Source organism: Allobosea sp. ASV33 (assembly GCF_016428755.1).
Taxonomy (GTDB): domain Bacteria; phylum Pseudomonadota; class Alphaproteobacteria; order Rhizobiales; family Beijerinckiaceae; genus Allobosea.
In genome coordinates this window covers 1-25,058 of the sequence record NZ_JAELTI010000044.1, presented here as the reverse complement: position 1 = coordinate 25,058, position 25,058 = coordinate 1, and the positions used below count along the sequence as shown (strand labels likewise).

The 25,058-nt window shown below is 66.9% G+C and carries 22 protein-coding genes; 9 read left to right on the top strand and 13 right to left on the bottom strand.

Going from position 1 to position 25,058, the window contains the following annotated elements:
- Positions 1-42: 42 nt before the first annotated feature.
- Positions 43-999 carry an iron exporter MbfA gene (mbfA, locus tag JHD80_RS14465; protein WP_199088518.1) on the top strand — a complete coding sequence of 319 codons (957 nt, stop codon included), beginning with the start codon at positions 43-45 and terminating at the stop codon, positions 997-999.
- A gap of 201 nt (positions 1,000-1,200) precedes the next feature.
- Here the strand turns inward: mbfA and JHD80_RS14460 are convergent, their stop codons facing one another.
- Entirely contained in the window at positions 1,201-2,019 is an 819-nt protein-coding gene (locus JHD80_RS14460) for a L,D-transpeptidase (protein WP_199088516.1), read from the bottom strand.
- Positions 2,020-2,182: 163 nt separating this feature from the next.
- On the bottom strand, positions 2,183-3,613 hold the full coding sequence (locus tag JHD80_RS14455; RefSeq protein WP_199088514.1) for a lipopolysaccharide biosynthesis protein: 1,431 nt from the start codon (positions 3,611-3,613) through the stop codon (positions 2,183-2,185).
- Positions 3,614-3,827: 214 nt separating this feature from the next.
- Between JHD80_RS14455 and JHD80_RS14450 the strand changes: the two genes are divergently transcribed.
- Positions 3,828-4,319, top strand: coding sequence for a GNAT family N-acetyltransferase (locus JHD80_RS14450; protein ID WP_199088512.1), 492 nt, complete (start codon positions 3,828-3,830; stop codon positions 4,317-4,319).
- Positions 4,316-5,158: a DMT family transporter gene (locus tag JHD80_RS14445; RefSeq protein WP_199088510.1), complete on the top strand. Its 843-nt coding sequence runs from the start codon at positions 4,316-4,318 to the stop codon at positions 5,156-5,158. The genes JHD80_RS14450 and JHD80_RS14445 overlap by 4 nt, the downstream gene beginning before the upstream one ends.
- A gap of 63 nt (positions 5,159-5,221) precedes the next feature.
- Here JHD80_RS14445 and JHD80_RS14440 read toward each other — a convergent pair whose 3' ends face one another.
- Both JHD80_RS14440 and JHD80_RS14435 read right to left on the bottom strand, forming a co-directional pair.
- Complete coding sequence (locus tag JHD80_RS14440; RefSeq protein WP_199088508.1) at positions 5,222-5,701, bottom strand: PaaI family thioesterase; 480 nt, start codon at positions 5,699-5,701, stop codon at positions 5,222-5,224.
- Between the two features lie 69 nt (positions 5,702-5,770).
- Positions 5,771-6,226 (bottom strand): MarR family winged helix-turn-helix transcriptional regulator, encoded by a 456-nt coding sequence (locus tag JHD80_RS14435; RefSeq protein ID WP_199088506.1) that lies wholly within the window; start codon positions 6,224-6,226, stop codon positions 5,771-5,773.
- 229 nt (positions 6,227-6,455) lie between these two features.
- Here JHD80_RS14435 and groES point away from each other — a divergent pair, with 229 nt between their 5' ends.
- The 4 genes from groES (at position 6,456) to JHD80_RS14415 (ending at position 12,376) form a co-directional block, all read left to right on the top strand.
- Positions 6,456-6,743 (top strand): co-chaperone GroES, encoded by a 288-nt coding sequence (gene groES / locus JHD80_RS14430; RefSeq protein WP_047576256.1) that lies wholly within the window; start codon positions 6,456-6,458, stop codon positions 6,741-6,743.
- Positions 6,744-6,797: 54 nt separating this feature from the next.
- A complete protein-coding gene (groL, locus tag JHD80_RS14425) occupies positions 6,798-8,435 on the top strand; it encodes a chaperonin GroEL (RefSeq protein ID WP_199088504.1) in 1,638 nt (545 codons plus the stop codon).
- A 349-nt stretch (positions 8,436-8,784) separates the two neighbouring features.
- Positions 8,785-9,894 (top strand): branched-chain amino acid ABC transporter substrate-binding protein, encoded by a 1,110-nt coding sequence (locus tag JHD80_RS14420; protein WP_199088502.1) that lies wholly within the window; start codon positions 8,785-8,787, stop codon positions 9,892-9,894.
- A gap of 388 nt (positions 9,895-10,282) precedes the next feature.
- Positions 10,283-12,376, top strand: coding sequence for an ABC transporter ATP-binding protein/permease (locus tag JHD80_RS14415; protein ID WP_199088500.1), 2,094 nt, complete (start codon positions 10,283-10,285; stop codon positions 12,374-12,376).
- Positions 12,377-12,492: 116 nt separating this feature from the next.
- On the opposite strand, the gene JHD80_RS14410 is transcribed toward JHD80_RS14415, so the two are convergent.
- The 8 genes from JHD80_RS14410 to JHD80_RS14375 all read right to left on the bottom strand — a co-directional run bounded on the left by JHD80_RS14410 (position 12,493) and on the right by JHD80_RS14375 (position 21,799).
- Complete coding sequence (locus JHD80_RS14410) at positions 12,493-12,981, bottom strand: META domain-containing protein (protein WP_199088498.1); 489 nt, start codon at positions 12,979-12,981, stop codon at positions 12,493-12,495.
- A gap of 132 nt (positions 12,982-13,113) precedes the next feature.
- Positions 13,114-14,100, bottom strand: a complete 987-nt coding sequence (gene hisG, locus JHD80_RS14405) for an ATP phosphoribosyltransferase (protein ID WP_199088496.1) — start codon at positions 14,098-14,100, stop codon at positions 13,114-13,116.
- Positions 14,097-15,209: an ATP phosphoribosyltransferase regulatory subunit gene (locus JHD80_RS14400; protein ID WP_199088494.1), complete on the bottom strand. Its 1,113-nt coding sequence runs from the start codon at positions 15,207-15,209 to the stop codon at positions 14,097-14,099. The genes hisG and JHD80_RS14400 overlap by 4 nt, the downstream gene beginning before the upstream one ends.
- 205 nt (positions 15,210-15,414) lie before the next feature.
- On the bottom strand, positions 15,415-16,971 hold the full coding sequence (hisS, locus tag JHD80_RS14395) for a histidine--tRNA ligase (protein ID WP_199088492.1): 1,557 nt from the start codon (positions 16,969-16,971) through the stop codon (positions 15,415-15,417).
- Between the two features lie 195 nt (positions 16,972-17,166).
- Positions 17,167-18,540, bottom strand: a complete 1,374-nt coding sequence (glcF, locus tag JHD80_RS14390) for a glycolate oxidase subunit GlcF (protein WP_199088489.1) — start codon at positions 18,538-18,540, stop codon at positions 17,167-17,169.
- 3 nt (positions 18,541-18,543) lie between these two features.
- A complete protein-coding gene (locus JHD80_RS14385; protein ID WP_199088487.1) occupies positions 18,544-19,179 on the bottom strand; it encodes a DUF2585 domain-containing protein in 636 nt (211 codons plus the stop codon).
- Positions 19,179-20,366 (bottom strand): FAD-binding protein, encoded by a 1,188-nt coding sequence (locus JHD80_RS14380; protein ID WP_199088485.1) that lies wholly within the window; start codon positions 20,364-20,366, stop codon positions 19,179-19,181. The genes JHD80_RS14385 and JHD80_RS14380 overlap by 1 nt, the downstream gene beginning before the upstream one ends.
- Positions 20,363-21,799: an FAD-binding oxidoreductase gene (locus tag JHD80_RS14375; RefSeq protein WP_199088483.1), complete on the bottom strand. Its 1,437-nt coding sequence runs from the start codon at positions 21,797-21,799 to the stop codon at positions 20,363-20,365. The genes JHD80_RS14380 and JHD80_RS14375 overlap by 4 nt, the downstream gene beginning before the upstream one ends.
- Positions 21,800-21,937: 138 nt before the next feature.
- Here JHD80_RS14375 and JHD80_RS14370 point away from each other — a divergent pair, with 138 nt between their 5' ends.
- Together JHD80_RS14370 and JHD80_RS14365 are read left to right on the top strand one after the other, a co-directional pair.
- Positions 21,938-22,843, top strand: coding sequence for a LysR family transcriptional regulator (locus JHD80_RS14370; protein ID WP_199088552.1), 906 nt, complete (start codon positions 21,938-21,940; stop codon positions 22,841-22,843).
- A 59-nt stretch (positions 22,844-22,902) separates the two neighbouring features.
- Positions 22,903-23,838, top strand: a complete 936-nt coding sequence (locus JHD80_RS14365; protein ID WP_199088481.1) for an SMP-30/gluconolactonase/LRE family protein — start codon at positions 22,903-22,905, stop codon at positions 23,836-23,838.
- On the opposite strand, the gene JHD80_RS14360 is transcribed toward JHD80_RS14365, so the two are convergent.
- On the bottom strand, positions 23,822-25,058 hold a 1,237-nt coding region (locus tag JHD80_RS14360; RefSeq protein WP_199088479.1), incomplete at its 5' end, for a protoporphyrinogen/coproporphyrinogen oxidase. The two genes, JHD80_RS14365 and JHD80_RS14360, sit on opposite strands and share 17 nt — an antisense overlap.

Sequence of the window (25,058 nt, the reverse complement as noted above, 5' to 3'; positions counted from 1 at the left end):
GAGGGTCTTGATTTAGAATTATTCTAATCTATGGTTCCGCACATGAAACGCGTCGCCGATCTCACCGAAGCCGAAATCCTGGCCCTCGCCATCTCCAACGAGGAGGAGGACGCGCGCATCTACCTCTCCTTCGCGCAGCGATTGCGCGCGAACTATCCCCATTCGGCGGGGATGTTCGAGGACATGGCCGTCGAGGAGCAGGGCCATCGCCACAGCCTGCTCACGCTCTATGAGAGCCGTTTCGGCAAGGAGCTGCCGCATATCACGCGCCAGGACGTGAAGGGCTTCCTGAAGCGCAACCCGGTCTGGCTGCATGAGGACCTGCAGCTCGACGCGGCACGCAAGCATGCGGCCGTGATGGAGCTCGAAGCGAGCCGCTTCTATGCCGGTGCGGCGGAGCGGGCCTTCGACACCGGCACGCGCAAGCTGCTCGCCGACCTCGCGGAAGCAGAGCGTGCGCATGAGAGCATGGCCGAACGGCTCGGCGAGGAGCTCAAGACCTCCGGCGCGGCCGACGAGGAAGAGGAGACGCGCAAGCGGCTCTTCGTCCTCCAGATCGTCCAGCCGGCGCTGGCCGGGCTGATCGACGGCTCGGTCTCGACGCTGGCGCCGATCTTCGCCGCCGCCTTCGCGACCCATGATTCCTGGAATGCCTTCGTCGTCGGCCTCGCCGCCTCGATCGGCGCCGGCATCAGCATGGGCCTGACCGAAGCCCTCTCCGACGACGGAGTGGTGACGGGGCGCGGCCACCCCTGGGTGCGCGGCGCCGCCTGCGGCTTTGCCACCACGATCGGCGGGCTCGGCCACACCCTGCCCTATCTCATCCCCGATTTCTGGATGGCGACGGCCATCGCCGGCATGATCGTCGCCTGCGAGCTGGTGGTGATCGCCTGGGTGCGCTGGCGCTATATGGAAACGCCCTTCGCCTCGGCGATCGTGCAGATCGTCATCGGCGGCCTGGCGGTGCTCGCCGTCGGCATCCTGATCGGGAGCTCGTAGAGCCTCAACGAAGCGTTGAAACAACCGCTGTCATTCCGGGGCGGCCCTTGGGCCGCGCCCGGAATCCAGAACCGATACCGTCGTGGATTTGGGGAGGCCGCCAACCGAGCCCTTGGAGGAAGTTACGTCGGTTCTGGATTCTGGGCTCTTCGCAACGCGAAGCCCCGGAATGACGGTGGTGGTTCCGCAGACCGCCGAACCTCAGATCACCAGCACCTTCGCCCCGACGCGGACGCGCTCGTAGAGATCGGTGACGTCGTCATTGGTCATGCGGATGCAGCCCGAGGAGACCGCCTGCCCGATCGTGTTCGGCTCGTTGGTGCCGTGGATGCGATAGAGCGTCGAGCCCAGATACATAGCGCGCGCGCCCATCGGGTTGTCGGGGCCGCCGGCCATGAAGCGCGGCAGGTCCGGCCGGCGCTTCAGCATCTCGCCCGGAGGCGTCCAGCTCGGCCATTCCGCCTTGCGGGTGATCGTCTTCATGCCGGCCCAGGAGAAGCCCGGCCGGCCGACGCCGATGCCGTAGCGCAGGGCCCGACCGCCCGGCTGCACCAGGAAAAGGAAGCGCTGGGGCGTGTCGATGATGATCGTGCCGGGCTTGTGCGGGCCGTCATAGGCCACCTCCTGCTTGCGGAAGCGCGGATCGACGATCTGCTGGATGCCCTGCTGCGGCTCGACAGGCTCGCCCAGCGCCGCCATGCGCCGCGTGGCGCGGGGCTGGCGCGCGGCCTCGAACGGATCGGGCTCGTAACCGCCCTGCGGCTGCATGCGCTGGCCATAGGCATAGCCGCCGGGGCGGTTATAGACCGCGCCGCCGCGGCCATAAGGCGTCGGGTCGCGGCCGGTCATCAGCATCTCGATGAAGCCGCCGCCATAGGTGCCGCGTCCGCCGCCGGACGCCATCGGATCGTTCGGCGCGGCATAGCCGTAATTCTGGCGATAGCCCTGCGCGACGGCCGGCCCGGCCGCAGCCAGGGCTCCGGCAACGGCCAGGAGCGGAAGAAGGATCTTTCGACGCATGACGCAAACACTCTCGACATCGACTGCCGGGAAGCCTGCGGGGCGCGCTCAAAGGAATGGTGAATCGTTGACTCTCAGGCGCTAAAACCAGCCTTAAATCACGCAATTCGCGGAATTAACCTTAGCGAGCCGTCAAGCGACAAGGTGAAGGAAACCTTGCCCCTCACCGGCGCGCGGCGCGCCGGGCGAGCCAGCGCAGCTTCAGGCCCGTGCGCCAGCGGCCGACATCCCAGCCCAGGATGACCGCCGCATAGATCAGCCCACCGAGCCCGACCTGAAGCGGCAATTCGAGCCCGGCCGGAAGCGTGCCGCGCAACGGCCAGATCGCGAGCCCCATCGCAGCGCCCGCCGCCAGGATGCAGGCGAGATCGCGCAGCGGCGGCCGGACCGGCAACGCCCGCAAGGCGATCACCGCCATGACCAGCAGCGCGGCGAGATAGGCGGCGCTCTGCGCGATCGAGACCGTCATCGGCGCCAGCGTTCCGGGCTGGGCGAAGATGACGGCGAGATTGATGGCAAGCCCGATCAGGGACGCCAGAATCGCCACGAGCGTGCGCTTCGCCAGCAGGAAGACGGGCGCGAGCGCCGCCTGGAACAGCGCGATCGCCGCGAAGCCCGGCAGCAGCAGCGCCATATGAGCGGCGAAATGGCCGCGGAAGCTTGCGGGCACGAAAAGCCGCTCGAAGGCCGGCAGGATCAGCCAGAACCCGAGCGCGACCGGGAGCACGCAAGCGAGCACCGGGACCATGTTGCGGGCGATGCGCTTCTGCGCGGCGACACGGCCGCGCGTCTCGTCGAGGCGGATGACCTCGCGCAGCAGCACGATCTCGAGCATCGAAGCCAACACCGGAAAGAGCCGCAAGCCGATATCGGATGCCAGCGAGAAGTAGCCGGCCTCGGCGAAGCCATGGCTCTCGGCCAGGATCGCACGGTTCAGAAGCGGGATCGCGGCATAGACCGCGTTGCCCGCGACCAGCGGCAGGGCATAGCGCGCGAAATTGCGCATCAGGTCGATGCGCAAGACACCGGATGCCGGCTTGGCATCAGCCAAACGCCCGCGAATAGCCAGAACGGCAGTGACCGCACTCACCACGCCGCCGAGCAGGACGATAACCGGATCATGGAACCACCAGGCTCCGCCGACCATCAGCAGCAGCGCCGCGACACTGCGGACGAGGACGAGCCGGGCATAAGCCGCATCGAGGAAGCGGGCGCGGGCGATGGCCGCGTGATAGTCGAACCAGCCGGCGGCGATGCCGCCCGCGACCGATACCATCAAGAGCGCCGCCGGCAGCCCGGCATCGATCCCCGCGAGCAGCGCCGCCGCGAGAAGCGCGCAAAGCGACAGGCTGACGCCGGCGAAAAGCAGGTCGAGCGTCGCCCGGATGCCGGGGTCGCTCTCGCGGCTTTGCAGGGAATAGAAGCGGACGACGGAGAGTTTCAGCCAGTCGAGCAGCGCCGTGTTGATGAGCACGATGGTCGCGGCGCCAATGGCGTAGAGCCCGAAGGCCTCCGGGCCAAGGAACAGGGCGACGAGCAGTCCGAGGACGAAATTCAGCCCGGCATTGACGATGAAGGGCAGAAGAACGGTCATCGTGCCCTGCCCACTTCGTCCCGATCTCCGCCCTGCCACGACCGACGCCAGCGACTCAACCGGCCGCGCCGCATTCAGCTTGGGCGTAGCCGCGCAGGGCACGTTTTCCAAGGGGCTGTTGAAAGAGCCCCCAGCGCCGCTCTGCTGCCATGGCATTGCCCGGCGCCGTTCCCGCCTCTTCCCGGCGGCCGGATTTGATCCTAAGGCCAATATCATGACCCTGCCCATCCGGCCTGCCCGCGACGACGATTCCGGCCCGCTCTCCGCCCTCATCGCGGCGAGCTTCGCCGAGTATCCGGGCTGTATCTTCGTCGAGGAGGAACTGCCGGAACTGCGCCGGCCGGCATCCTATTTCGCGGCTAAGGGCGGCGTGCTCTGGATCGCGGATGGGGAGAACGGCCGCATCGCCGGCTCGCTCGGCGTCCTGCCGGTACCCGGGCAGAACGCCGTGGAACTCGCCAAGGTCTATGTCGACCCCGCCTTCCGAGGTGCCGGGCTGGCGCAAGCCCTCTTCGCGAGGGCGATCGACTTCGCGGCACAGGGCGGCTTCGCCGAGATGACGCTCTGGTCGGATACGCGCTTCACGCGCGGCCATCGCTTCTACGAGAAGCTCGGCTTCGCGCGCTGGCCGGGCGAACGCTACCTCGGCGACGTCTCGGAAAGCTGGGAATACCATTTCCGCAAGCCGCTGCCTCGCAAGTCATGAACGCGGCCGTCGCCTTCCGGGCCGCGTTCGGTATCGCCCTGCTCACCGTCATGGACGCGGTGGTCAAGGGCCAGATACACCACCATCCCTTCATCGTCGCGCTGTTCATGCGCTTCGCGATGGGCGGGCTTTGCGCGCTTGCGGTGCTGGCGATCGCGCGCCCCGCCCGGCCGATGCGGGAGAGCCTGATCGGCAACACCGCGCGCGTGCCGCTCGTCGTGCTGACCGCCGGCAGCTTCTTCTACTCGATCTCGGTGCTGCCGCTGGCGGAGGCTTTGACCCTCTCCTTCCTCGCGCCGGTTTTCGTCGCCCTGCTCGGCGGCTTGCTGCTCAAGGAGAAGATCGACAGGCGCATCCTGCAGGCGCTCGGCTTCGGGCTCGCCGGCATGCTGGTGATGGTCTGGCCGCGGCTGCAGGGCCATGTCAGCGGCGCCGGGCTCGGCGTCGCGGCGGCGCTGTTCTCGGCGGTCAGCTACGCTTTCAACCTGATCATGCTCCGGCGCATCGCGGTTAGGGAGCATCCGACCGTCATCGTCGCCTTCCAGACTGTCGGGCCGGCGCTCTGCCTTGCGGTACCGGCCTGGTACGCCTTCGTGCCGATGAGCCTTGGCGATCTCGCCATCTATCTCTTGGCGGGGGCGCTGGGCGTGGCCGGGCATCTCACCCTGACCTCGGCCTATGCCCGGGCCGCCGCCTCGCGCCTTGCGCCGATCGAATACACGGCGCTGGTCTGGGCAAGCCTGCTCGGCTTCTTCCTGTTCGACGAGGTGCCGCTCTATACGACCTATCTCGGCGCGCTGCTGATCGTGGCAGGGGCCGTCGCCGTCAGCCGGCGTTAGCAAATTCTTTTTCCTGCAGTAACTTAGAGGCCAGCGTGGCCAGCTTGATTCAACCGGCTCAGATCAAGCTTTAGGCTTCGCCGGAAACACCAGGCAAGTCTCGGTGCCGTGCGCGAGCAGCTTGCCGCGCGCGTCGACCAGCCTACCCTCCGTCGTGATGACCGAGCTGCCGCGATGGATCAGCTTGCCCTCGCAACGCACCGGCCCGCTGTCCGGCATCACCGGCCGGACATAGTTCAGTTTCATCTCCAGCGTCGTGTAGCCCTCGCCCGGCTTCAGCGTGGCGTGCGCAGCGCAGGCCATGGCGGAATCGAGGATCGTCGCGGTCCAGCCGCCGTGGATAGTGCCGAGCGGGTTGAAGAAGCGCGGCGAGGGTTGGCCGACGAAGACCACCCGGCCCTCGTCAGCTTCCACCAATTCGAAATCCATGGCGTCGGCGAAGGGCGGCGCCGGATTCGTGCCGGCGATGATCCCGCGCAGGAAGCTCAAGCCATCGCCCGCGACCAGCTCCTCGCGAGTCACCACCCCAACCGCGCGCTTCATGCCGATCTCCATTCGTGTATCTGCACGATAGGGACAAGATCGCGCTATGGTCAACCGGCGAACCCGGCTTCAGCGCTCGCCGCGCGCGGCCCGGCGCAACGCCTTGAGGCCGTCGCGGGTCTCGCGCCAGCGCTCCTCGCCGAAGCCGCCCTCGATCTTATCCTGCGCCGCGCGCCAGTATGGAATCGCGGCCTCGATCGCGGCCCTGCCCTTCTCGGTCACCGCATAGACCGAGGCCCGGCCCCGGCATTCCACGGGCTCGACCATGCCCTCGGCCGCCAGAAGCTGGAGATTGCGCGTCAGCGAGGTTCGCTCCAGCGCGAAGCGTTCGGCCAGTTCCGTGACCGATTTCCACTGCCCGGTCGAGAGCGCCGAGAGCAGCACGAACTGGGTGATCTTGAGGCCGCTCGGGCGCATCGCCTCGTCATAGGCGCGAGTCACGGCCCGCGCGGTCATGCGCACATGCAGCGCGACGCAGGAGCGTGCGATGGCGTCGAGACGGGGGTCGGGCGCGGGCGTCGTCATTCCGCCATGTTAGCGTGTTCAAGCGCTGCTGCCAGCCGGCCTGAAGCGTCCTGCGACACCGCATCCGCCGACGTTCACTTTATCGCGGGGTGCTTCCTTGACTCTCCGGACCCCCGCGCCTATCTCCGGCTGCATCTGTTAGCACTCTTGCTTGGTGACTGCTAACAGCATCCCCCGGGTGCCCGTCAGCGGCGCCCGAACCGAATAAGATCGAGAGGAAGACAGAACCATGAAGTTCCGTCCGTTGCATGACCGCGTCGTGGTCCGCCGCCTTGACAGCGAAGAGAAGACCAAGGGCGGCATCATCATCCCCGAGACCGCCAAGGAAAAGCCCCAGGAGGGCGAGGTCATCGCCGTCGGCTCCGGCGCGCGCGACGAGGCCGGCAAGCTCGTTGCCCTCGACGTCAAGAAGGGCGACCGCGTCCTGTTCGGCAAGTGGTCGGGCACCGAGGTCAAGATCGATGGTCAGGACCTCCTGATCATGAAGGAATCCGACATCATGGGCGTCGTCGGCTGATAGCCGCCTGACCGCTTTCTCAACCATTCAATTTCAGTCCAAGGAGTAGCTCTCATGGCTGCCAAAGACGTCAAATTCGGCACGGAAGCCCGCGACAAGATGCTGCGCGGCGTGGATATCCTCGCCAATGCCGTGAAGGTCACGCTGGGTCCGAAGGGCCGCAACGTCGTGATCGAGAAGTCGTTCGGCGCTCCGCGCATCACCAAGGACGGCGTCACCGTCGCCAAGGAGATCGAGCTTTCCGACAAGTTCGAGAACATGGGCGCCCAGATGGTCCGCGAAGTCGCTTCGCGCCAGAACGACCATGCCGGCGACGGCACCACCACCGCCACCGTCCTCGCCCAGGCGATCGTCCGTGAAGGCGCCAAGTCGGTTGCGGCCGGCATGAACCCGATGGACCTGAAGCGCGGCATCGACCTCGCCGTCGAGGCGATCGTTTCGGACCTTAAGAAGAACTCGAAGAAGGTCACCTCGAACGCGGAAGTCGCGCAGGTCGGCACCATCTCGGCCAACGGCGACTCGTCGGTCGGCGAGATGATCTCGAAGGCCATGCAGAAGGTCGGCAACGAGGGTGTCATCACCGTCGAGGAAGCCAAGACCGCCGAGACCGAGCTCGACGTCGTCGAGGGCATGCAGTTCGACCGCGGCTACCTTTCGCCGTACTTCATCACCAACTCCGAGAAGATGGTCGCCGAGCTCGACGACCCCTACATCCTCGTCTTCGAGAAGAAGCTCTCGTCGCTCCAGGCGATGCTGCCGATCCTCGAGGCCGTCGTGCAGACCGGCAAGCCGCTGCTCATCATCGCCGAGGACGTCGAGGGCGAGGCCCTGGCCACGCTCGTCGTCAACAAGCTCCGTGGCGGCCTGAAGGTCGCGGCCGTCAAGGCTCCGGGCTTCGGTGATCGCCGCAAGGCCATGCTCGAGGACATCTCGATCCTGACCGCCGGCCAGATGATCTCGGAAGACCTCGGCATCAAGCTCGAGACCGTGACGCTCAACATGCTCGGCCGCGCCAAGCGCGTGCGCATCGAGAAGGAGAACACCACGATCATCGACGGCGCCGGCAAGAAGAAGGACATCGAGGCTCGCGTCGGCCAGATCAAGGCCCAGATCGAGGAGACCTCCTCGGACTACGACCGTGAGAAGCTCCAGGAGCGTCTGGCCAAGCTCGCCGGCGGCGTCGCGGTCATCCGCGTCGGCGGCGCGACCGAGGTCGAGGTCAAGGAGAAGAAGGACCGCGTCGACGATGCCCTGAACGCCACCCGCGCTGCGGTGGAAGAAGGCATCCTGCCGGGCGGCGGCGTCGCCCTGCTGCGTTCGCTCCAGGCCGTCAAGTCGATCAAGACCCAGAACGACGACCAGAAGACCGGCGTCGAGATCGTCCGCAAGGCGATCATGGCTCCGGCCCGTCAGATCGTCGACAACGCCGGCGATGACGGCGCGGTCGTGATCGGCAAGCTGCTCGAGTCGAAGGACTACACCTACGGCTACAACGCCCAGACCGGCGAGTACGGCGATCTGGTCAAGGCCGGCATCATCGACCCGACCAAGGTCGTCCGCACGGCGATCCAGGACGCGGCTTCGATCGCGGGCCTGCTGATCACCACCGAGGCGATGGTCGCCGATCTGCCGAAGAAGGACGCCCCGATGCCCCCGATGGGCGGCGGCGGTATGGGCGGCATGGACTTCTGATCCACCGCTCCCAGCGAAAAGACAGGAAGGCCCGGCGCAAGCCGGGCCTTCTTTCTTTTGGACACTCGTTTCGCCGTCATCCCGGACAAGCCGCGAAGCGGCGCCGATCCGGGATCCATGCCTGGGCCTTTCCGATGAGAGTTCAGGCATGGATCCCGGGTCTGCCTCCGGTCGTCCGGGATGACCGAGCGCTTCATCGGAACACGGCTGGGAGCGAGGCGAGCGCGCCATGCGTTCACGGCGCCCCGTTCGACCGCGTCCGCCATGCCGCCGCCATGTCTCTTCGCCTATAAAAACGGCAAGCGCGCCGATTTCTGGCGCGCCGATCGGCAATCATCGGGAGAGGCCCATGAAAACCTCCGCATTCCTTACCGGCGTCGCTTTCGCCGCCACGCTGCTCGCCTCGCAGGTCGCGCAGGCCGACATCACCATCGGCCTCGTCGCACCGCTGACCGGCCCTGTCGCGGCCTATGGCGACCAGGTCAAGAACGGCGCCCAGACCGCGGTCGAGGCCATCAACAAGGCGGGCGGCGTGCTCGGCGAGAAGCTCGTGCTCAAGCTTGCCGACGATGCCGGCGACCCCAAGCAGGGCGTATCCTCGGCCAACCTCCTGGTCGGTGAGAGGGTCAAGTTCGTTGTCGGGCCGGTGACTTCCGGCGTCGCCATGGCGGTTTCGGACGTGTTCTCGGAGAGCGGCGTGCTGATGGTGACGCCGACCGCGACCTCGCCGGCGCTGACGACGCGCGGCCTGACCAACGTCTTCCGCACCTGCGGACGCGACGACCAGCAGGCGGATATCGCCGCTTCTTATGTCCTGAAGAACCTGAAGGATAAGAAGATAGCGATCGTCCACGACAAGGGCACCTATGGCAAGGGCCTGGCCGATGCCTTCCAGAAGGGCATCAATGCCGGCGGGCTCAAGGAAGTCGCGGCGCTCACCGTCAATCCTGGCGACAAGGACCTCTCGGCCGTGGTGACGCGCCTGAAGGCCGCCAATGTCGAGGTGATCTATTTCGGCGGCTACCATCCCGAGGGCGGCCTGCTCGCGCGCCAGCTCGCCGATGCCGGGCTCAAGGCGACGATCATCGGCGGCGAGGGCCTGTCCAATACCGAATACGCGGCTATCGGCGGCGACCACGCCACCGGTACGCTCTTCACCAACGCGACCGACGCGCTGAAGAACCCCGACTCGGCCCAGGCCGTCGCGGCGCTGAAGGACAAGGGCATCCCGCCGGAAGCCTTCACGCTCAACGCCTATGCCGCCGTCGAGGTGCTCAAGGCCGCGATCGAGAAGGCCGGCAAGCCGGGCGATGCGAACGGCGCCGCCAAAGCGCTTCAGTCGGGCATGCCGGTCAAGACCGCGATCGGCACGCTGACCTATGGCAAGACCGGCGACCTGAGCTCGCCGAGCTTCTCGATGTACAAGTGGGACGCCGGCAAGATCGTCGCCGCGCAGTAGTCGACCGGCGGTCGCACCGCCTGTCCCCGCCAGCTTTTGCGCCCCGGACGAGCCCCGCTCGCCCGGGGCGTCTCGATTCATTACCCTGGTGCCGCATTTGGCCGTGGCGCGGGTCATCCCGGACAAGCTGCGGAGCAGCGCCGATCCGGAATCCATGCCGGAGCCTTTCCGGTAGAGGTTCCGGCATGGATCCCGGGTCTCCCTGCGGTCGCCCGGGATGACCGCGCGTTTCGCTGGAAGTCGACCCGCGGTGTCGTTTCGTGGCTCGCTGCCACCTCTCCACCAGATGACAATTTGCTCATCCGGGCGCGGCGCCATTGAAAGGGCGTTCGCGCTGCGACATGGTCCGAATCGTGGCTCTCATCGTCTTCCGCCAGGATTCCCGCCTATGCGCCTGTTGAGCATTCTCGTCGCCGCGCTGGCGGCTGCCACGCTGGTCTTCGGCCAGCAGGCCGGATCGGCCAGCGTGATCGGCATGGGCGTCATCGGCCTGCTTCTGGCGGTGGTGACCTTCCGCTCGCCGGCCCTGCCCTTCTTCCTGCGGATATTCTCCGGCGTCTTCGCGATCGAATACCTGCTGTTCGGCGCCGCCGCGATCACAGCCCTGATCGGCTGGTGGCCTGCGGCTCTCGGCATCCCGCCCGTGCCGACCAGCCTGCCGACGACGGTCGGCGTCTTCGCGATCCTGATCTACGCGATCTCCTTCGTGCCGGTGATCGCGAAGATCGCCCGCCTCGCGTCGCCGTATTTCGAGTCCAACGAGGTCACGACCGCCAATCTCTGGCCGATCGGTCCGTTCAAGATCCGGCTCGGCGTGCTCGCGGTTTCGCTCTTCGTCTTCCTGATCGTGATCAACCAGCTTCAGGTCGGCATCTCGCTCAGGATATCGTTCTTCAGCCGCGACATGTTCGATTCGCTGCAGAACAAGGATGCGCCGACCTTCTGGTACCAGATCTTCTGGGTCTTCGTGCCGTGGGCGACGATCTGGGTCGTCTCGAACCTGGTCGAGCTGTTCGCCAACTACACGATCCTGATCCGCTGGCGGCAGTTCATGGCGAACGAATACACGCAGCGCTGGCTCGACCATGCGACGCATTACCGGATCGCGCTGGCCGGCAGCGTCGACAACCCCGACCAGCGTATCGCCGAAGACACGCGCTCCTTCGTCAACTCGACCTATAACTTCGCGCTGCCCCTGCTCTCGCAGGTCTCCACGCTGGTCTCGTTCTCGATCATCCTGTGGAACCTCCCCGTCGCCTTCACCTTCCCGGGCACCTCCTTCGCCGTGCCCGGCTACATCTTCTGGGTGGCGTTCTTCTACGCGGCGGCGGCGACCTGGCTGACGCATATCATCGGCCGCCCCCTGATCCGCCTCGAATTCGAGCAGGAGAAGCGGGAGGCGAATTTCCGCTTCTCCCTGGCCCGCCTGCGCGAATATTCCGAGCAGATAGCCTTGATGGTGGGCGAGCCGACCGAGCGCAGCCATCTAGCCCAGCGCTTCCGCGACATCGTCGAGAACTTCTACCGCCTGGTCTGGCGCCGGCTGAAGCTCACCGCCTTCACCTTCTCATACAACCAGGCGAGCGTCGTCGTCCCGACCATCATCCTGGCGCCGTATTTCTTCGCGGGCACGATCACGCTCGGCATCCTGCAGCAGGTCTCGGGCGCGTTCGACCGCGTGCAGACGGCGCTGTCCTTCATCATCAACAGCTACTCCTCGATCGCACAGTATCTTGCCGCCATCAGCCGTCTGACCACCTTCGAGGCGGCGATTGCCGATGCGCAGCATGGCTCGATCAGCGAAGAGGCACTCGGCCGCGAGACCTCGCGCGACGAGAGCCTGCATATCCGCGACGCCACGCTGCTCCTGCCGAACGGCAAGGCGATCGTGAAGCTCGGCGCGCTCGATCTCGGCACCGCCCGCTCGACGCTGGTCATCGGCCCCTCGGGCTCGGGCAAGTCGACCCTGTTCCGCGCCATCGCCGGCATCTGGCCCTTCGGCGACGGCAAGGTCGGCATTCCCGCGGAGGCGCGGATCATGCTGCTGCCGCAGCGCCCCTATCTGCCGCAGGGCTCGCTCAGGGCGGCGCTCGCCTATCCGGCCGAGGAAGGCGCCTATGACGACGCCGCCACGCGCGCCGCGATGGAGAAGGTCAAGCTCGGCCATCTCGCGGACAGGCTCGACGAGGTCGATCTCTGGGGGCAGCGTCTTTCGGGCGGCGAGCAGCAGCGGTTGGCCGTCGCGCGCGCTCTGCTGAACAAGCCGGACTGGCTCTTCCTGGACGAGGCGACCGCCTCGCTCGACGAGAAGCTGGAAGGCGAAATCTACGGGACGATAGATCGCGAATTGCCGCTGACCCGCATCGTCTCGATCGGCCATCGCGCGACCCTGCGCGCCATGCACGATTCCATCGTGACGATGGAGCCGAATGCGGACGGCACCTTCACGCCGACCCCCACCGCGAAAGCGCCGGCTGCCTGAGGCTGCCGGCACCACAGACATCGCGAGTGCTGCTCGCCAAAACAAAAGGGTCGCTTGCGCGACCCTTTTTTATTCGATCCGGCTTTTTGCGCTCTCCGGAAGGCGCAGCCAGCCCGTCAGAGCGAGCGGCTGAGCGTCACTTCGCCGGCGCCGCCCTTCAGGACGAGGCGGCCCTCGACGAGATCCCACTTGCTGGTCGCGCGCAGCGCCAGCAGGAAAGCCTTCTCGAACTCGAGCAGGCCCTTGTCGCAGGTGCGCTTGGTCAGGGCGATCGGCCCGACGGCAAAGCCTTGCTGGCGCAGCGGGTAGGCGGCGGCCGAGAAGGTGTTGCAGCCGCCGAAGCCGGTGCCGCGCAGGTTCATATCGACGATGAGGGTCGCGCGACGGTCCTGGACGGGCTTGCCGTTCAGCGCCACGACACTCCAACTCGCACCAAGCGGGAAGGTCTTCTCCTGCTGCGAGATCGGCGTGCCCATCGCCTCCATCTGTTCGCGCGTCGGCTGGCCTTCCTTGCCGCCGCGACGCTGAGCAGCGGCTTCGCCCGGAACCAACATCGGCACCATCAGGCTAGCAAGAACGGCCGCAAGGCCAAGGCGTCGGATCATGATCGTCTTACCTGCATTCACTCGCACGGCAGCGCGCCGGGCTGCCAAACCGGTTAACGCCTAGAATCCAATTCGTTCAGGATCAAGGCTGAACCTTGCGCGATCCCGTCATTCCGTTGCTGCCATGCAGCATCAGATGCGGGCGTTCAGCCGCTCCAGCAGTCGGTTGGCACGGCGGAAGACATAGGCCGGGGCGCTGACCGTCACATCGTCGGCGCCGAGCCCGTCGAGATGCTCGACCAGCGCGAAGACCACCTTGTCGGGACAATGCAGCGTCAATGGCGTGCCGGCCGCCGGCGCGCCGAACGGCAGGCGGGCGCCGAAGCGCTCTTCCAGCGTGGCCAGCGCATCCGCGGCGAGATCGAGCCGGGCGCGAACCTCGCGGAGCGTGCGCCCGTCCTCCTCCGCCGCGATGCGCGACAGGATGGTCTTGGCCGCGGCCTTCGCCCGCGCACCCCAGGGCGCCTGCATCGAGGCGACGAGATTGGCCTCGGAGGCCAGCATCACGCCATCGTCGAGCACCTTGAGCGCATTGGCAGAGAGCGTCGCGCCGGTCGTGGTGATGTCGACCACGATCTCGGCCGTGCCGGCGGCCGGCGCGCCCTCGGTCGCGCCGAGGCTTTCGACGATGCGATAATCGGCGAGCCCGTGCTGCGCGAAGAAGCGGCGGGTCAGGTTCACGTATTTGGTGGCGACGCGCAGCTTCTTGCCGTGGCGCGCGCGCATGGCGGAGGCGACATCATCGAGATCGGCCATGTTGCGCACGTCGATCCAGGCCTGCGGCACGGCGACGACGACATTGGCCTGGCCGAAGCCGAGCGGGGTCAGCATCTCGACCGCGGCATCGGCATCGGAAAGCTGCTCGCGGACGAGGTCCTCGCCGGTGATGCCGATATGGGCGGCGCCGGAGGAGAGCTGCGCCACGATCTCGGAGGCCGAGAGGAAGGCGACCTCGGCCCCATCGACGCCGGCGATGGCGCCGCGATAGTCGCGCTCGCCGCGCGACTTGACGAATTTCAGACCGGCGCGGCCGAAGAAGGCGGTCGCGTTCTCCTGCAGCCGGCCCTTCGAGGGCACGGCGAGGACGAGCGGGGCGTCGTTATCCGGCAATTGGCTCATGCGGCGTCTCCCGTCAGGCGGTCGAGCCAGAGCGAGGCGCCCACCGCCGGGATCGGCCGGCTGGCGCCGAGACGCCCGAGGACGTTGTCATAGCGGCCGCCGCCGGCCACGGGCTTGCCGTCGCCGCGGGCGGTGTCGTGAAGCTCGAAGATGAAGCCGGTATAGTAGTCGAGATTGCGGGCGAAGCCGGCCGAGAAGCGGATCGCGCCGATATCGACGCCGCGCGCGGCGAGGAAGCCGGTGCGCTCATCGAAAGCGTCGAGCTGGCGGCCGATATCCAGCGAAGCCTGGTCGGCGAGCGCGCGCAGCGAGGCTGAGGCCGCGTCGGGATCGCCGGAGACGGCGAGCACCTGCGCCAGCAGCGCCTTGACGTCGCCATTGACCGGGTTCTCGCGCTCGGCGGCGCGCGCCAGGAAGCGTTCGGCGATATCGGCGGCGGAGCGCCCGCCCACGGTCGAGATGCCGGCGATCGAGAGCACGTCCTCGACGAAGGCGCGGGCGGCCTTGGGATCCTGCCCTTCCAGCGCCTTGAGCAGGCCGGCATGGGCGGCCTCGCCCTCGGCAGCGGGCGGGTCGAGCGCGTCGACGGCGTCCGCACCCTGGCCCTGCACCACTGCGCGGACCAGCCGGCGGCGAGCGCCCTGCGGAACATTCAGTCCGTCGAGCAGCGCGCCGAGCACGGCGACATCCCCCATGACGATGCGGGGTTCGGCGAGGCCGAGCATGGCCGTCGCATCGATGGCCAGCGCCATGATCTCGGCGTCAGTGGCGGTGAAGTCGTCGCGGCCGAAGGATTCAAGCCCTGCCTGCAGGAACTCGCCGGGCTCGCCCGAGCGCATGCGGAAGACCGGGCCGGCATAGGCATAGGCCGCCGGCTCGGTCTTGCCCGAGGCGATGTGATCGAGCGCGACGGGGATGGTGTATTCCGGGCGCAGACACCAGTCGCGGCCATCGGCATCCTGCGTCATGAAGATGCGGCGGCGGATATCCTCGCCCGAGAGATCGAGGAAGACGTCGGCCGGCTGCAGGATCGCCGGCTCGGCATGGGCATAGCCCTCGCCGGCGAAGAGCGCGATCACGGTCTCGATGCTGGCGCGGCTTGCGGGCACGGCTCGTCCTGTCCTGTTGCGAGCGCCGTCCTAGCAGCGATGCGACGCATTTTCGAGGGATTTGAGGGAAATGGGTGAACGGGAATCGAAGGGAGCCGCCCTCGTCATGGTCGGGCTCGTCCCGACCATCCACGTCTTCGCCCGACTGAGGCTGCACTCAAGACGTGGATGCTCGCCCCAAGGGCGAGCATTACGGCGGCGCCCTTTACGAATGTCGCACTAGCACCCGCTTCACGCCCTCGACCAGCTCGGCGACCGGCACGGCGAACTGGGCGTCAGCCTGCTTGGCCTTGTGCTCGGCGGAATCCTTGACGTCGCGGCTGGCGGCGGCGAGCTCGGCGCCGAGGATCAGGTCCTTGATGACGACCGTGCCGGCCTCGCGCTCCGACGAGCCCTGGATGATCGCGCAGATGGCGCCGCGCCGGTCGGCATATTTCATCTGGGCGTTGAAACCGGAGGCCCCGAGATAGAGATCGGCGCGCAGCAAAGGCTTGCCGTTCTCATCCCTCGCCTGCCGGAGAGCCGAGACCATCGCCTGATAGCCCGGCATGAATTCCGGCGACTTGTTGTCCATCGCGGTGACGACGACGAGCGGGAGTTCGTTGCGGCTGTCGACGATCGGAGACTTCACCGCCTTCAGCGCCGAGAAAAGGCGGGAAACGCCGATCGAGAAACCGGTCGCCGGCACCGGCTCGGGCCGGAAGCGGCCGACGAGACCGTCATAGCGCCCGCCACCCGCGACCGAGCCGAAGCGCACCACCTGCCCGTCATCGTTGGTGACCGGGAAGGTCAGTTCCACCTCGTAGACCGGGCCGGTGTAGTATTCGAGGCCGCGGACGACGGAGGGGTCGATCAGAATCTTGTCAGAACCATACCCCGCAGCAGCAACTAAATCGCCAATCTGCTTAAGCTCTTCAATGCCTGCGACGAAGCGTTCATTGACCGAAAATGGCAACTTCTCGGCGGCCTTCATAGAAAAAGTGCCATCCTCGAAAAGGCCGTGAAACCCCTTCAGGTCCATTAAGCCGAATATCGCTGTTACGTTGGCTTCCGATAGACCGGCTCCCTTGGTGAAGTCGCCACTCTCGTCCAATCGGCCTTCGCCGAGCAGCTTCGCAATTTCAGCTCTGGGAAATTTATCTGCCTTGTCGATGGCCCGCAGGACCGTCAATTTGCGCCCGGCATTCTCCTCGCCGCCCAGCCCAATGGCCTCCATCACGCCGTCGAGCACCTTGCGGTTGTTGACCTTCACGACATAGTCGCCGCGCTTGATGCCGAGCTTCTCCATCGTGTCGGCGGCGAGCATGCAGATCTCGGCATCGCCCGCGACGGTGCCGGAGCCCACGATATCGGCATCGAACTGCATGAACTGGCGGAAGCGGCCCGGCCCCGGCTTCTCGTTGCGGAAGACATAGCCGACGCGATAGCTGCGATAGGGCTTCGGCAGCGCGTCGAAATTCTCGGCGACATAACGGGCGAGCGGCGCCGTCAGGTCGTAGCGCAGCGAGAGCCACTGCTCGTCATCATCCTGGAAGGAGAAGACGCCCTCGTTCGGCCGGTCCTGATCCGGCAGGAATTTGCCGAGCGCGTCGGTGTACTCGACGAAGGGCGTCTCGACGGGATCGAAGCCATAGACCGAGAAGCTCTCGCGGATGACGGAGAGCATGCGCTCGGTGGCGGCGACATCGGCCGGGCCGCGATCGACGAAGCCGCGCGGCTGGCGGGCCTTCAGCTTGGCAGGGGCGGTCTTGTCGGCGGACATGGGACGAACTCGGATTGGGGCGTGCGGTACAAACGTACGAGGCGGGTTAGACCGCCGCGACGCAGGGAGCAAGTCACGGGGCGTCATTCTCGGGCGGAGCGAAGCGCAGACCCGAGAATCTCGCGACGAGAAGGCGCCTACGCCCCCTTCGGCAGGAGATGCTCGGGTCAAGCCCGAGCATGATGCGCTTGTTGGCTATTCGGCCGCCGCGAGTGTCGCAACGCGCAGCGGCCGATCCTCGATCCCCGCCCGCGCGAGCTTCTCCGGCAGTGGCCCGCCGGTCGCCCAGTCCAGCAGCTCAGCGGTGTGCACCACCGGCACGCCTGAGCCCTTGTCCGCAAAGCCCTTCGCGAGCTGGGTCATGCAGCCGATATTGCCGGTCGCGACCAGCATCGGCTTCGTGCGCTCGATATTGCCGATCTTGCGCTCGCGCAGCTTCCCCGCGATCTCGGGCTGGAGGATGTTGTAGACGCCGGCCGAGCCACAGCAGATATGGCCTTCCGGCACCTCCTTGACCTTGAAGCCGGCGCCCGACAACAGCCGCTTCGGCCCGTCCTTCAACTGCTGGCCGTGCTGCATCGAGCAGGCCGAGTGATAGGCGATCGGCATCGCGACATCGCGCACCGCCGACAACTCCAAGGTCTCCAGGAATTCGGTGACGTCCTTCGCCAGCGCGGAGACCGTCGCCGCCTTCTCGGCATAGGCAGGCTCGTTGCGGAACATAAAGCCGTAATCCTTGATCGTCGTGCCACAGCCGGAGGCGGTGATCAGGATGGCGTCGAGCCCTTCGCCGTCGATCTCCGCCATCCAGGCGTCGATATTGGTCCGGGCGAAGGATAGGGCATCATGCTCCTGGCCCATATGATGGACCAGCGCGCCGCAGCAGCCCTCCCCCTTCGGCAGCACCACCTCGACGCCGTGCCGGTTGAGCAGGCGGATCGTCGCCTCGTTGATGGCGGGATCGAGCACCGGCTGGGCGCAACCGGAAAGCAAGGCGACGCGCCGCTTGCGCTCGGCCGGCGGCGGAAAGTTCTGCGGGCCTTCCATGGCGGAACGGGTCGGCAAACGCGCCGGGGCCAGCGCCAGCATCGCCTTCAGGCGCGAACCGACGACCGGGATGACCCCGAGGACCGGTGCGAGCGGCTTGGCGACCAGCGCCATCAGCATCGCCGCGCGGAAGCGGCCGGGATAGGGCAGGACCGCCGCCAGCACCTTGCGCAGCAAACGGTCATGCCAGGAGCGGGTGTAGGTTTCCTCGATATGCGCGCGGGCGTGGTCGACGAGGTGCATGTAGTTCACGCCGGACGGGCAGGTCGACATGCAGGAGAGGCAGGAGAGGCAGCGGTCGATATGGATCACGACCTCCGGTGTGGCCGGCTTGCCGTTCTCCAGCATGTCCTTGATCAGGTAGATCCGCCCGCGCGGGGAATCGAGTTCGTCGCCGAGCAGCAAATAGGTCGGGCAGGTCGCGGTGCAGAAGCCGCAATGCACGCAGGTGCGCAGGATCTTCTCCGAGGCCGGCATGCGCGGATCGGAGGCGAGGCGCTCGGGGGTGAAGTTGGTCTGCATCGTTCAGGCCCCGCCCTGCCAGGCTTTGATCCAATCCATCGGCCAGAGCAGCATGATGACGTTGAGGGTGAGGTTGTCGCGGATCAGCCAGCCGACGATCAGCTCCATCGCCAATGCGCTAGTCACCGTCAGCCAGACCGGCACGAGGCGGGCGATCAGGAAGCCCAGTACCATCGAGAGGGTGTCGCAGACCGAGTTCAGGACGCTATCGCCGTAGTAGTCGAGCGAGATCGTCGCCGAGCGGTAATGCTCGATCACGGCCGGCGAGTTCTCTGTGATCTCCCAGGCGCCCTCGATCATGATGGCGAGCAGCAACGCCAGGCCGAACGAAATCGGCAGGCCGGTGATGCGACGGATCAGCCAGAACAGGCCGTAGAACAGGAAGCCGTGGATGATATGCGAGAAGCTGTACCAGTCGGCGATATGCTGGGAGTTCTCGGAGGACATCACCGTGCCCTGCCAGAGCTTGATCGTCCCGCATTTGCAGATCGGCTCGCGGCCCATCCAGAGCAGGATCGCGGCGACGCCGGCGATCAGCAGCGCGGCGACCAGCACGAGCGCGACGGGGCCCAGGCGGTTAGGCGCCCAGCTTGCGCGGCGATCGCCGGTTTCGGCGGAAAGCGTATCGGCGAGCGTCATCAGATCCCCGCATAGATCCGGCCGGGCTCGAAGATGCCGGCGGGATCGAAACTTTGCTTGATGCCGGCGGTGACCCGCATCAGCGGCTCGGCCAGCGGCTGGAACACGTCGACGCCGGCGCGGATCGCGTCGGGCGCCCGGACCAGCGTGGCATGGCCGCCGAGGGGCTTCAGCGCGGTGCGGATCACAGCGGCGGCGGCATCGCCATAGGCGGGAACCGCGAGCCAGACCAGTCCGCCGCCCCAGTCGTAGAAGCAGCGTGCAGCCGGGATCATCTGCGTGATCGCAGCGGCGGCCTCCGGGCCGCTGGTGGGGGCGAGCGAGAGCCGCCAGACCGCCTCATCGCTGCCGGCGAAGAAGGTCGCGTCGCGGATGTCGACCCAGAGTTCGGCCGGGGCCGTTCCTTCCAGCAGATCGGGCGTGCCATAGTCGCCGAGCAGCAGCGCGAGTTCAGCGGCACGGTAATCGATCGAGTCCGAAAAATTCTCCAGGCGCAGCAGGGTCAGCGCCTCCTCGCCAGCGATCCGGGCCGGGAGATGCGCCGCCGCCATCGGCTCGAAGGGCGAGCCGAGCGCTTTCGCCAGCAGCGCAACTCCCACTTCGTCGGAGAGGCCGCGCCATTGCAGCGTCGCGATGCGCTCCGGCCGCGGCAGCACGCGGAAGGTGACTTCGGTGAGGAAGCCGAGCGTGCCGTGGCTGCCGCTGAGCAGCTTCACCAGATCGAGGCCGGTGACGTTCTTCATCACCCGCCCGCCGGACTTGATCATCTCGCCGCGGCCGTTGACCAGCCGGACGCCGATCAGGGAATCGCGCGCGGCACCGGCATTGATGCGGCGCGGGCCGGAGATGTTGCAGGCGGCGACGGCGCCGATCGTCGGCTCGCCCTCGCTGCCATAGAGGGCGCGATGGTCCATCGGCTCGAAGGGCAGCATCTGGCTGCGCTCGGCGAGGGTTTCCTGAACGAGCGCGAGCGGCGTCCCGGCGCGGGCGGCGATGACCATCTCGGCAGGTTCGTAGAGGGTTATGCCGGTGAGACCGGCGCTGGAGAGCGTGCTCGCGGCCTGGGCCGGGCGGCCGAGCGCGGAACGCGTGCCGCCGCCGCGCAGGGTGAGCGGCACGGCGCTGTCGACAACCGATTTCACGACGGCGCAGGCCTGCGCCTCGGTGGTGGGGGTGTGGATGATCACGCCGCCACCCGGCCTTCCAGCGGGAACACCTTCGCCGGGTTGAGCAGCCAGCGCTCGTCGAACACCGCCCTCACCCGCATCTGCTGGGCGAGATCCTCGGGATTGAACTGGAAGGTCATCAGGTCGCGCTTCTCGATGCCGACGCCGTGCTCGCCGGTGAGGCAGCCGCCGACCTCGACGCAGAGCTTGAGGATGTCCATGCCGGCATCCTCCGCCTTCTGCGCCTCGACCGGATCGTTGCAGTTATAGAGGATCAGCGGATGGAGATTGCCGTCGCCGGCGTGGAAGACATTGGCGACGCGAAGCCCATAGCCCTTCACGATCTCGTCCATGCGCCGGAGCACATAGGGCAACTGCCCAGTCGGGATCGTGCCGTCCATGCAGATATAGTCGGCGATGCGGCCGGTGGCGCCGAAGGCCGACTTGCGGCCCTTCCAGATCGCCGCCGCCTCCATCGCCGATTTCGATTCCTTGACGGTCGAGACGCCGTGCTCCCTGGCGATCGCGACGATGAGGGCGAGCTGGGCGTCCATCTCGTCGTCCGAGCCTTCGACCTCGATGATCAGCAGCGCCTCGACATCCATCGGGTAGCCGGCCTTGGCGAAGGCCTCGCAGATCTCGATCGCCGGCTTGTCCATGAACTCCATCGCGACCGGGATGATGCCGGCGCCGATGATCGCAGCCACGGCCGAGCCCGCCTGCTCGCTGGTCGGGAAGCCGAACAGCACGGGGCGCGCGCCCTCGGCCGCGCGCAGGATGCGCACCGTCGCCTCGGTGACGATGCCGAGCTGGCCTTCCGAGCCGTTGATCAGGCCGAGCAGGTCATAGCCCGGCGAATCGAGATGGGCGCCGCCGATCTCGACGATCGAGCCGTCGAGCATGACCATGGTCACGCCGAGCACGTTGTTGGTGGTGACGCCGTATTTCAGGCAGTGGGCACCGCCCGAGTTCATGCCGATATTGCCGCCGATCGAGCAGGCGAGCTGCGAGGACGGATCGGGCGCGTAGAAAAAGCCCTCGGCCGAGACCGCGCCGGTGACGGCGAGGTTGGTGACACCGGCCTCGACCCGCGCGACGCGGTTGGCATAGTCGATCTCAAGGATGCGGTTCATCTTGGACACGCCGATAACGACCGCGTCCTCCTGCGGGATCGCGCCACCCGCGAGCGAGGTGCCGGAGCCGCGCGGCACCACCGGCACGCCCTCGTCCCGGCAATAGCGCAGAACGGCCGCAACCTCCTGCGTGGTCGAGGGCAGGACGACGGCGAGCGGCATGCGGCGATAGGCGGTCAGCGCATCGGTCTCATAGGGGCGGCGCTCGTCGTCGCTGGTGATCAGCGCCTGCGGCGGAACGAGACGCGCGAGGCCGGCGATGATCGATTCGCGGCGGGCGAGGATGCCGGCATCCGGCACCGGAAAAGCTATCGCGCTCATCTCTCCCCTCCGCTTTCAACGACTCGCAACACGCCATGCACGGCATTCTCTCTGCGCGGCAGATTAGATCAATTCAATGGCACTTGCAGTGCGGCCAAAGCCAGCCATTATTTCCAGATTGGAAAAGGTGGCGTGGCGATGGACCGGTTCGGCGATCTCGATGTGTTCGCCCATGTGGTGACGACCAAGAGCATGTCGGCGGCCGGACGGCAGCTCAACCTGTCGCCGGCCGTGATCTCGAAGCGCATCCGCCGGCTGGAGGAGCGCCTCGGCGTGCGCCTGCTCCAGCGCACGACGCGGCAGCTCGCCCTCACCGAGGCCGGACAGGGTTTCTACGAGCGCGTCGTCTCGATCCTCTCTTCGATCGAGGAGGCCGAATCCTGGGTGTCGAGCGGTGCCGGGCAGGTGCGCGGCACGCTGCGCGTCTCGGCGCCGACCTCCTTCGGCCGGATGCATGTCGCGCCGCATCTCAAGCGCTTTCTCGACGCCAACCCGCTGGTGACGGTCGAGCTCGTGCTCAGCGACGCCTTCGTCGATGTCGTCGGCGAGGGCTTCGACCTGGCGATCCGGATCGCCGACCTGCAGGATTCGAGCCTCGTCGCCAAGCGGCTTGCCCGCAACCACCGGGTTCTCTGTGCCTCGCCGGGCTATCTGGCGGAGCACGGCACGCCGGCCGATATCGCCGAGCTCTCCCGCCATACCTTGATCGCCCATAATGCCGACCATTGGCGGCTCGATGGGCCGGAGGGGCCGGTCTCGGTGCGGGTCAACGGCCCGTTGCGCACCAATTCGAGCGAGGTCGTGCGCGAGGCGCTGCTCGGCGGCGTCGGCATCGCCTTGCGCTCGACCTGGGATGTCGGGCCGGAACTCAAGTCCGGCGCGCTGCAGCGGGTCCTGCCGGCCTATGCGGTCGGCTCGCGCGTCGCGATCTATGCGGTCTATCCGAGCCGCCGGCACATGGAGCAGAAGGTGCGCGCCTTCGTCGACTATCTCGGCGAGCTCTACGGCGCCACGCCTTATTGGGATGCGGGGCTTGCCCTGTAGGGCATTGCCCTTCTCAACTCGAACAGGGATGCTCCTGCAAAACCTCAGGGAGATATGGCATGTTCGGCGTGCTCGAAGGCACGGGGGTTACGGTCCTCGATCCGCGGTTCCATCGCGTCATTCCGGGCTCGGCCCGGGTCGAGCGGCTCTGGACGGGCGCGCGCTGGTCGGAGGGGCCGGCCTGGTTCCCGGCCCATAACACGCTGGTCTGGTCGGATATCCCGAACGACCGTATGCTGCGCTACGACGCCTTGACCGGCCAGGTTGGGACCTTCCGCCAGCCGGCGCGCAACTCCAACGGCAACACGGTCGACGCGCAAGGCCGGCTCGTCACCTGCGAGCATGGCGGGCGGCAAGTGACGCGCACCGAGCATGACGGCTCGATCACCGTCCTCGCCAGCCATTTCGGCGGCAAGCGACTGAACTCGCCGAACGACGTGGTGGTGAAGTCGGACGGCTCGATCTGGTTCACCGATCCCGATTACGGCATCCTCAGCGACTATGAGGGCGACAAGTCTCCCAGCGAGATCGGCGCCTGCCATGTCTACCGGATCGATGGGCGAACCGGCGAGATCGCAGTCGTCGCCGATGATTTCGTCAAGCCCAACGGCCTCGCCTTCTCGCCGGACGAGAGCATCCTCTACATCGCCGATACCGGCGCGAGCCACGACCCCGAGAACGGGCCGCGGCATATCCGGGCCGTCACGATCGAGGCCGATGGCGAAACGCTCGGCGCGTCAAAGGTGTTCGCGACCTGCACGGCCGGGCTGTTCGACGGCTTCCGCCTCGATATCGAGGGCAGGATCTGGACCAGCGCCGCCGACGGCGTCCACATCTACCACCCGGACGGCACGCTGATCGGCAAGCTCGCGATCCCGGAGATCGTCGCGAATGTCTGCTGGGGCGGACTGAGGCTCAACCGCCTGTTCATTTGCGGCACGACCTCGCTGTATTCGGTCATGACGCATACGAACGGCGCTACGCGGCCGACCTGACGGCGGCTGCTTCGACGTCCCGGCCGACATAATCGGCGACGTCGTCCATCCGCTTCCGCGTGCGCCAGTAGATGTCCTCCATCAGGAGATGGGCGAACTCGCCGTTGCGGCCGATGCTGTAAAGGCCGTCAACGCCGGTGCTCTCGGCGAAATTCCGGCGGCGCTCCTCGTAGCGCGCGAGATAGACCGGGTAGGCCAAGGGCGTCTTCAGCAAGCCGCCGGCGCCGATATAGCGCTCGCGCAGATGCGGGTAGATGCGGCAGAGACCGTCCAGGCAGGCCTCGGCCAGCTTCTCGTCCGACATCGTCCACCAGGAATCGCCGACCTCGCAGCCGATGTCGAAGGTCAGTTGCGTCCGTCCTTCCGGCGCAAGCCAGGGCATGGAGAACGGTGCCTCGGTAACCCGGAAGAAGGGCTGCGTGCGATCCGGCACCCAGAGCATGGTGTCGGGCAGGAGATTGCGGCCTTCGAAGCGCAGGTTGACGAAGATCATCGGGCGGTAGCGGAAGCCGCCGAGTTCATCGAGCGCACCGGTGCCCTCGACGAGCCTGGGCAGGACATGGACCGGCGCCGTGCTGATCACGGCGGACACGCCGATCTCGCGGCCGTTGACCTTCACAGCAGCGACCCTGCCGTTCTCGACATAGACGCGCTCGACCTTCGACTCGAGCGCGATGCTGTCGCCGAGGCGGGCGACCGTCGGCTCAAGCAGCTTGGCGACGCCGCCTTCCGGATAGACATGGTAGACGCGCGGGCTTTCCGGCATCTCGTGCGAATAGCCGTTGCAGACCGCCCGGCCCGAGAGGCGCGACGCCGCCTTGAGCATGAAGGTCTTCATGACGCCGGCGGCGAGCTTGTTGCCGACGGCGGGCGAGAGCTGGTCTGCCGGCGCGCCCGACCAGGCTTCGGCGAGCGGGATCGCGACATCCTCGGCCAGCGCCTCGCCATAGGCGTTGCGGAACCAGTCGGCCGCGTTCCCGACCGGCCGGGGCTTCAGGCGGGCGGCGACGGCGCTCGTGGCGTAGCGCGGCGAAAGCGCGAGGCCGAACGGGTAGCTGTAGCTTTTTTGCCCCAGCGCGACCGCCTCGCCATAGTGCCGGACCGTCCGCGAGATCGCGCTCGCCCCCATCGCATCGGCCAGGCGGTTGCTGACGAAATGCGCGCCGAAATCGTAGGTGTAACCCTCGGCATCCTTGAAGGAGGAGGCCATGCCGCCGACG

What these genes read in the sequence shown, in the direction of transcription:
- JHD80_RS14435 (WP_199088506.1), bottom strand. Translation starts at nt 6,226, where the DNA reads ATGACGACGCCCGCGCCCGACCCCCGTCTCGACGCCATCGCACGCTCC.
- groL (WP_199088504.1), top strand. Translation starts at nt 6,798, where the DNA reads ATGGCTGCCAAAGACGTCAAATTCGGCACGGAAGCCCGCGACAAGATG.
- JHD80_RS14385 (WP_199088487.1), bottom strand. Translation starts at nt 19,179, where the DNA reads ATGACGCTCGCCGATACGCTTTCCGCCGAAACCGGCGATCGCCGCGCA.
- JHD80_RS14365 (WP_199088481.1), top strand. Translation starts at nt 22,903, where the DNA reads ATGTTCGGCGTGCTCGAAGGCACGGGGGTTACGGTCCTCGATCCGCGG.
- JHD80_RS14450 (WP_199088512.1), top strand. Translation starts at nt 3,828, where the DNA reads ATGACCCTGCCCATCCGGCCTGCCCGCGACGACGATTCCGGCCCGCTC.
- JHD80_RS14460 (WP_199088516.1), bottom strand. Translation starts at nt 2,019, where the DNA reads ATGCGTCGAAAGATCCTTCTTCCGCTCCTGGCCGTTGCCGGAGCCCTG.
- JHD80_RS14375 (WP_199088483.1), bottom strand. Translation starts at nt 21,799, where the DNA reads ATGAGCGCGATAGCTTTTCCGGTGCCGGATGCCGGCATCCTCGCCCGC.
- JHD80_RS14415 (WP_199088500.1), top strand. Translation starts at nt 10,283, where the DNA reads ATGCGCCTGTTGAGCATTCTCGTCGCCGCGCTGGCGGCTGCCACGCTG.
- hisS (WP_199088492.1), bottom strand. Translation starts at nt 16,971, where the DNA reads ATGTCCGCCGACAAGACCGCCCCTGCCAAGCTGAAGGCCCGCCAGCCG.
- JHD80_RS14445 (WP_199088510.1), top strand. Translation starts at nt 4,316, where the DNA reads ATGAACGCGGCCGTCGCCTTCCGGGCCGCGTTCGGTATCGCCCTGCTC.
- glcF (WP_199088489.1), bottom strand. Translation starts at nt 18,540, where the DNA reads ATGCAGACCAACTTCACCCCCGAGCGCCTCGCCTCCGATCCGCGCATG.
- JHD80_RS14420 (WP_199088502.1), top strand. Translation starts at nt 8,785, where the DNA reads ATGAAAACCTCCGCATTCCTTACCGGCGTCGCTTTCGCCGCCACGCTG.
- JHD80_RS14440 (WP_199088508.1), bottom strand. Translation starts at nt 5,701, where the DNA reads ATGAAGCGCGCGGTTGGGGTGGTGACTCGCGAGGAGCTGGTCGCGGGC.
- JHD80_RS14370 (WP_199088552.1), top strand. Translation starts at nt 21,938, where the DNA reads ATGGACCGGTTCGGCGATCTCGATGTGTTCGCCCATGTGGTGACGACC.
- groES (WP_047576256.1), top strand. Translation starts at nt 6,456, where the DNA reads ATGAAGTTCCGTCCGTTGCATGACCGCGTCGTGGTCCGCCGCCTTGAC.
- mbfA (WP_199088518.1), top strand. Translation starts at nt 43, where the DNA reads ATGAAACGCGTCGCCGATCTCACCGAAGCCGAAATCCTGGCCCTCGCC.
- JHD80_RS14455 (WP_199088514.1), bottom strand. Translation starts at nt 3,613, where the DNA reads ATGACCGTTCTTCTGCCCTTCATCGTCAATGCCGGGCTGAATTTCGTC.
- JHD80_RS14410 (WP_199088498.1), bottom strand. Translation starts at nt 12,981, where the DNA reads ATGATCCGACGCCTTGGCCTTGCGGCCGTTCTTGCTAGCCTGATGGTG.
- hisG (WP_199088496.1), bottom strand. Translation starts at nt 14,100, where the DNA reads ATGAGCCAATTGCCGGATAACGACGCCCCGCTCGTCCTCGCCGTGCCC.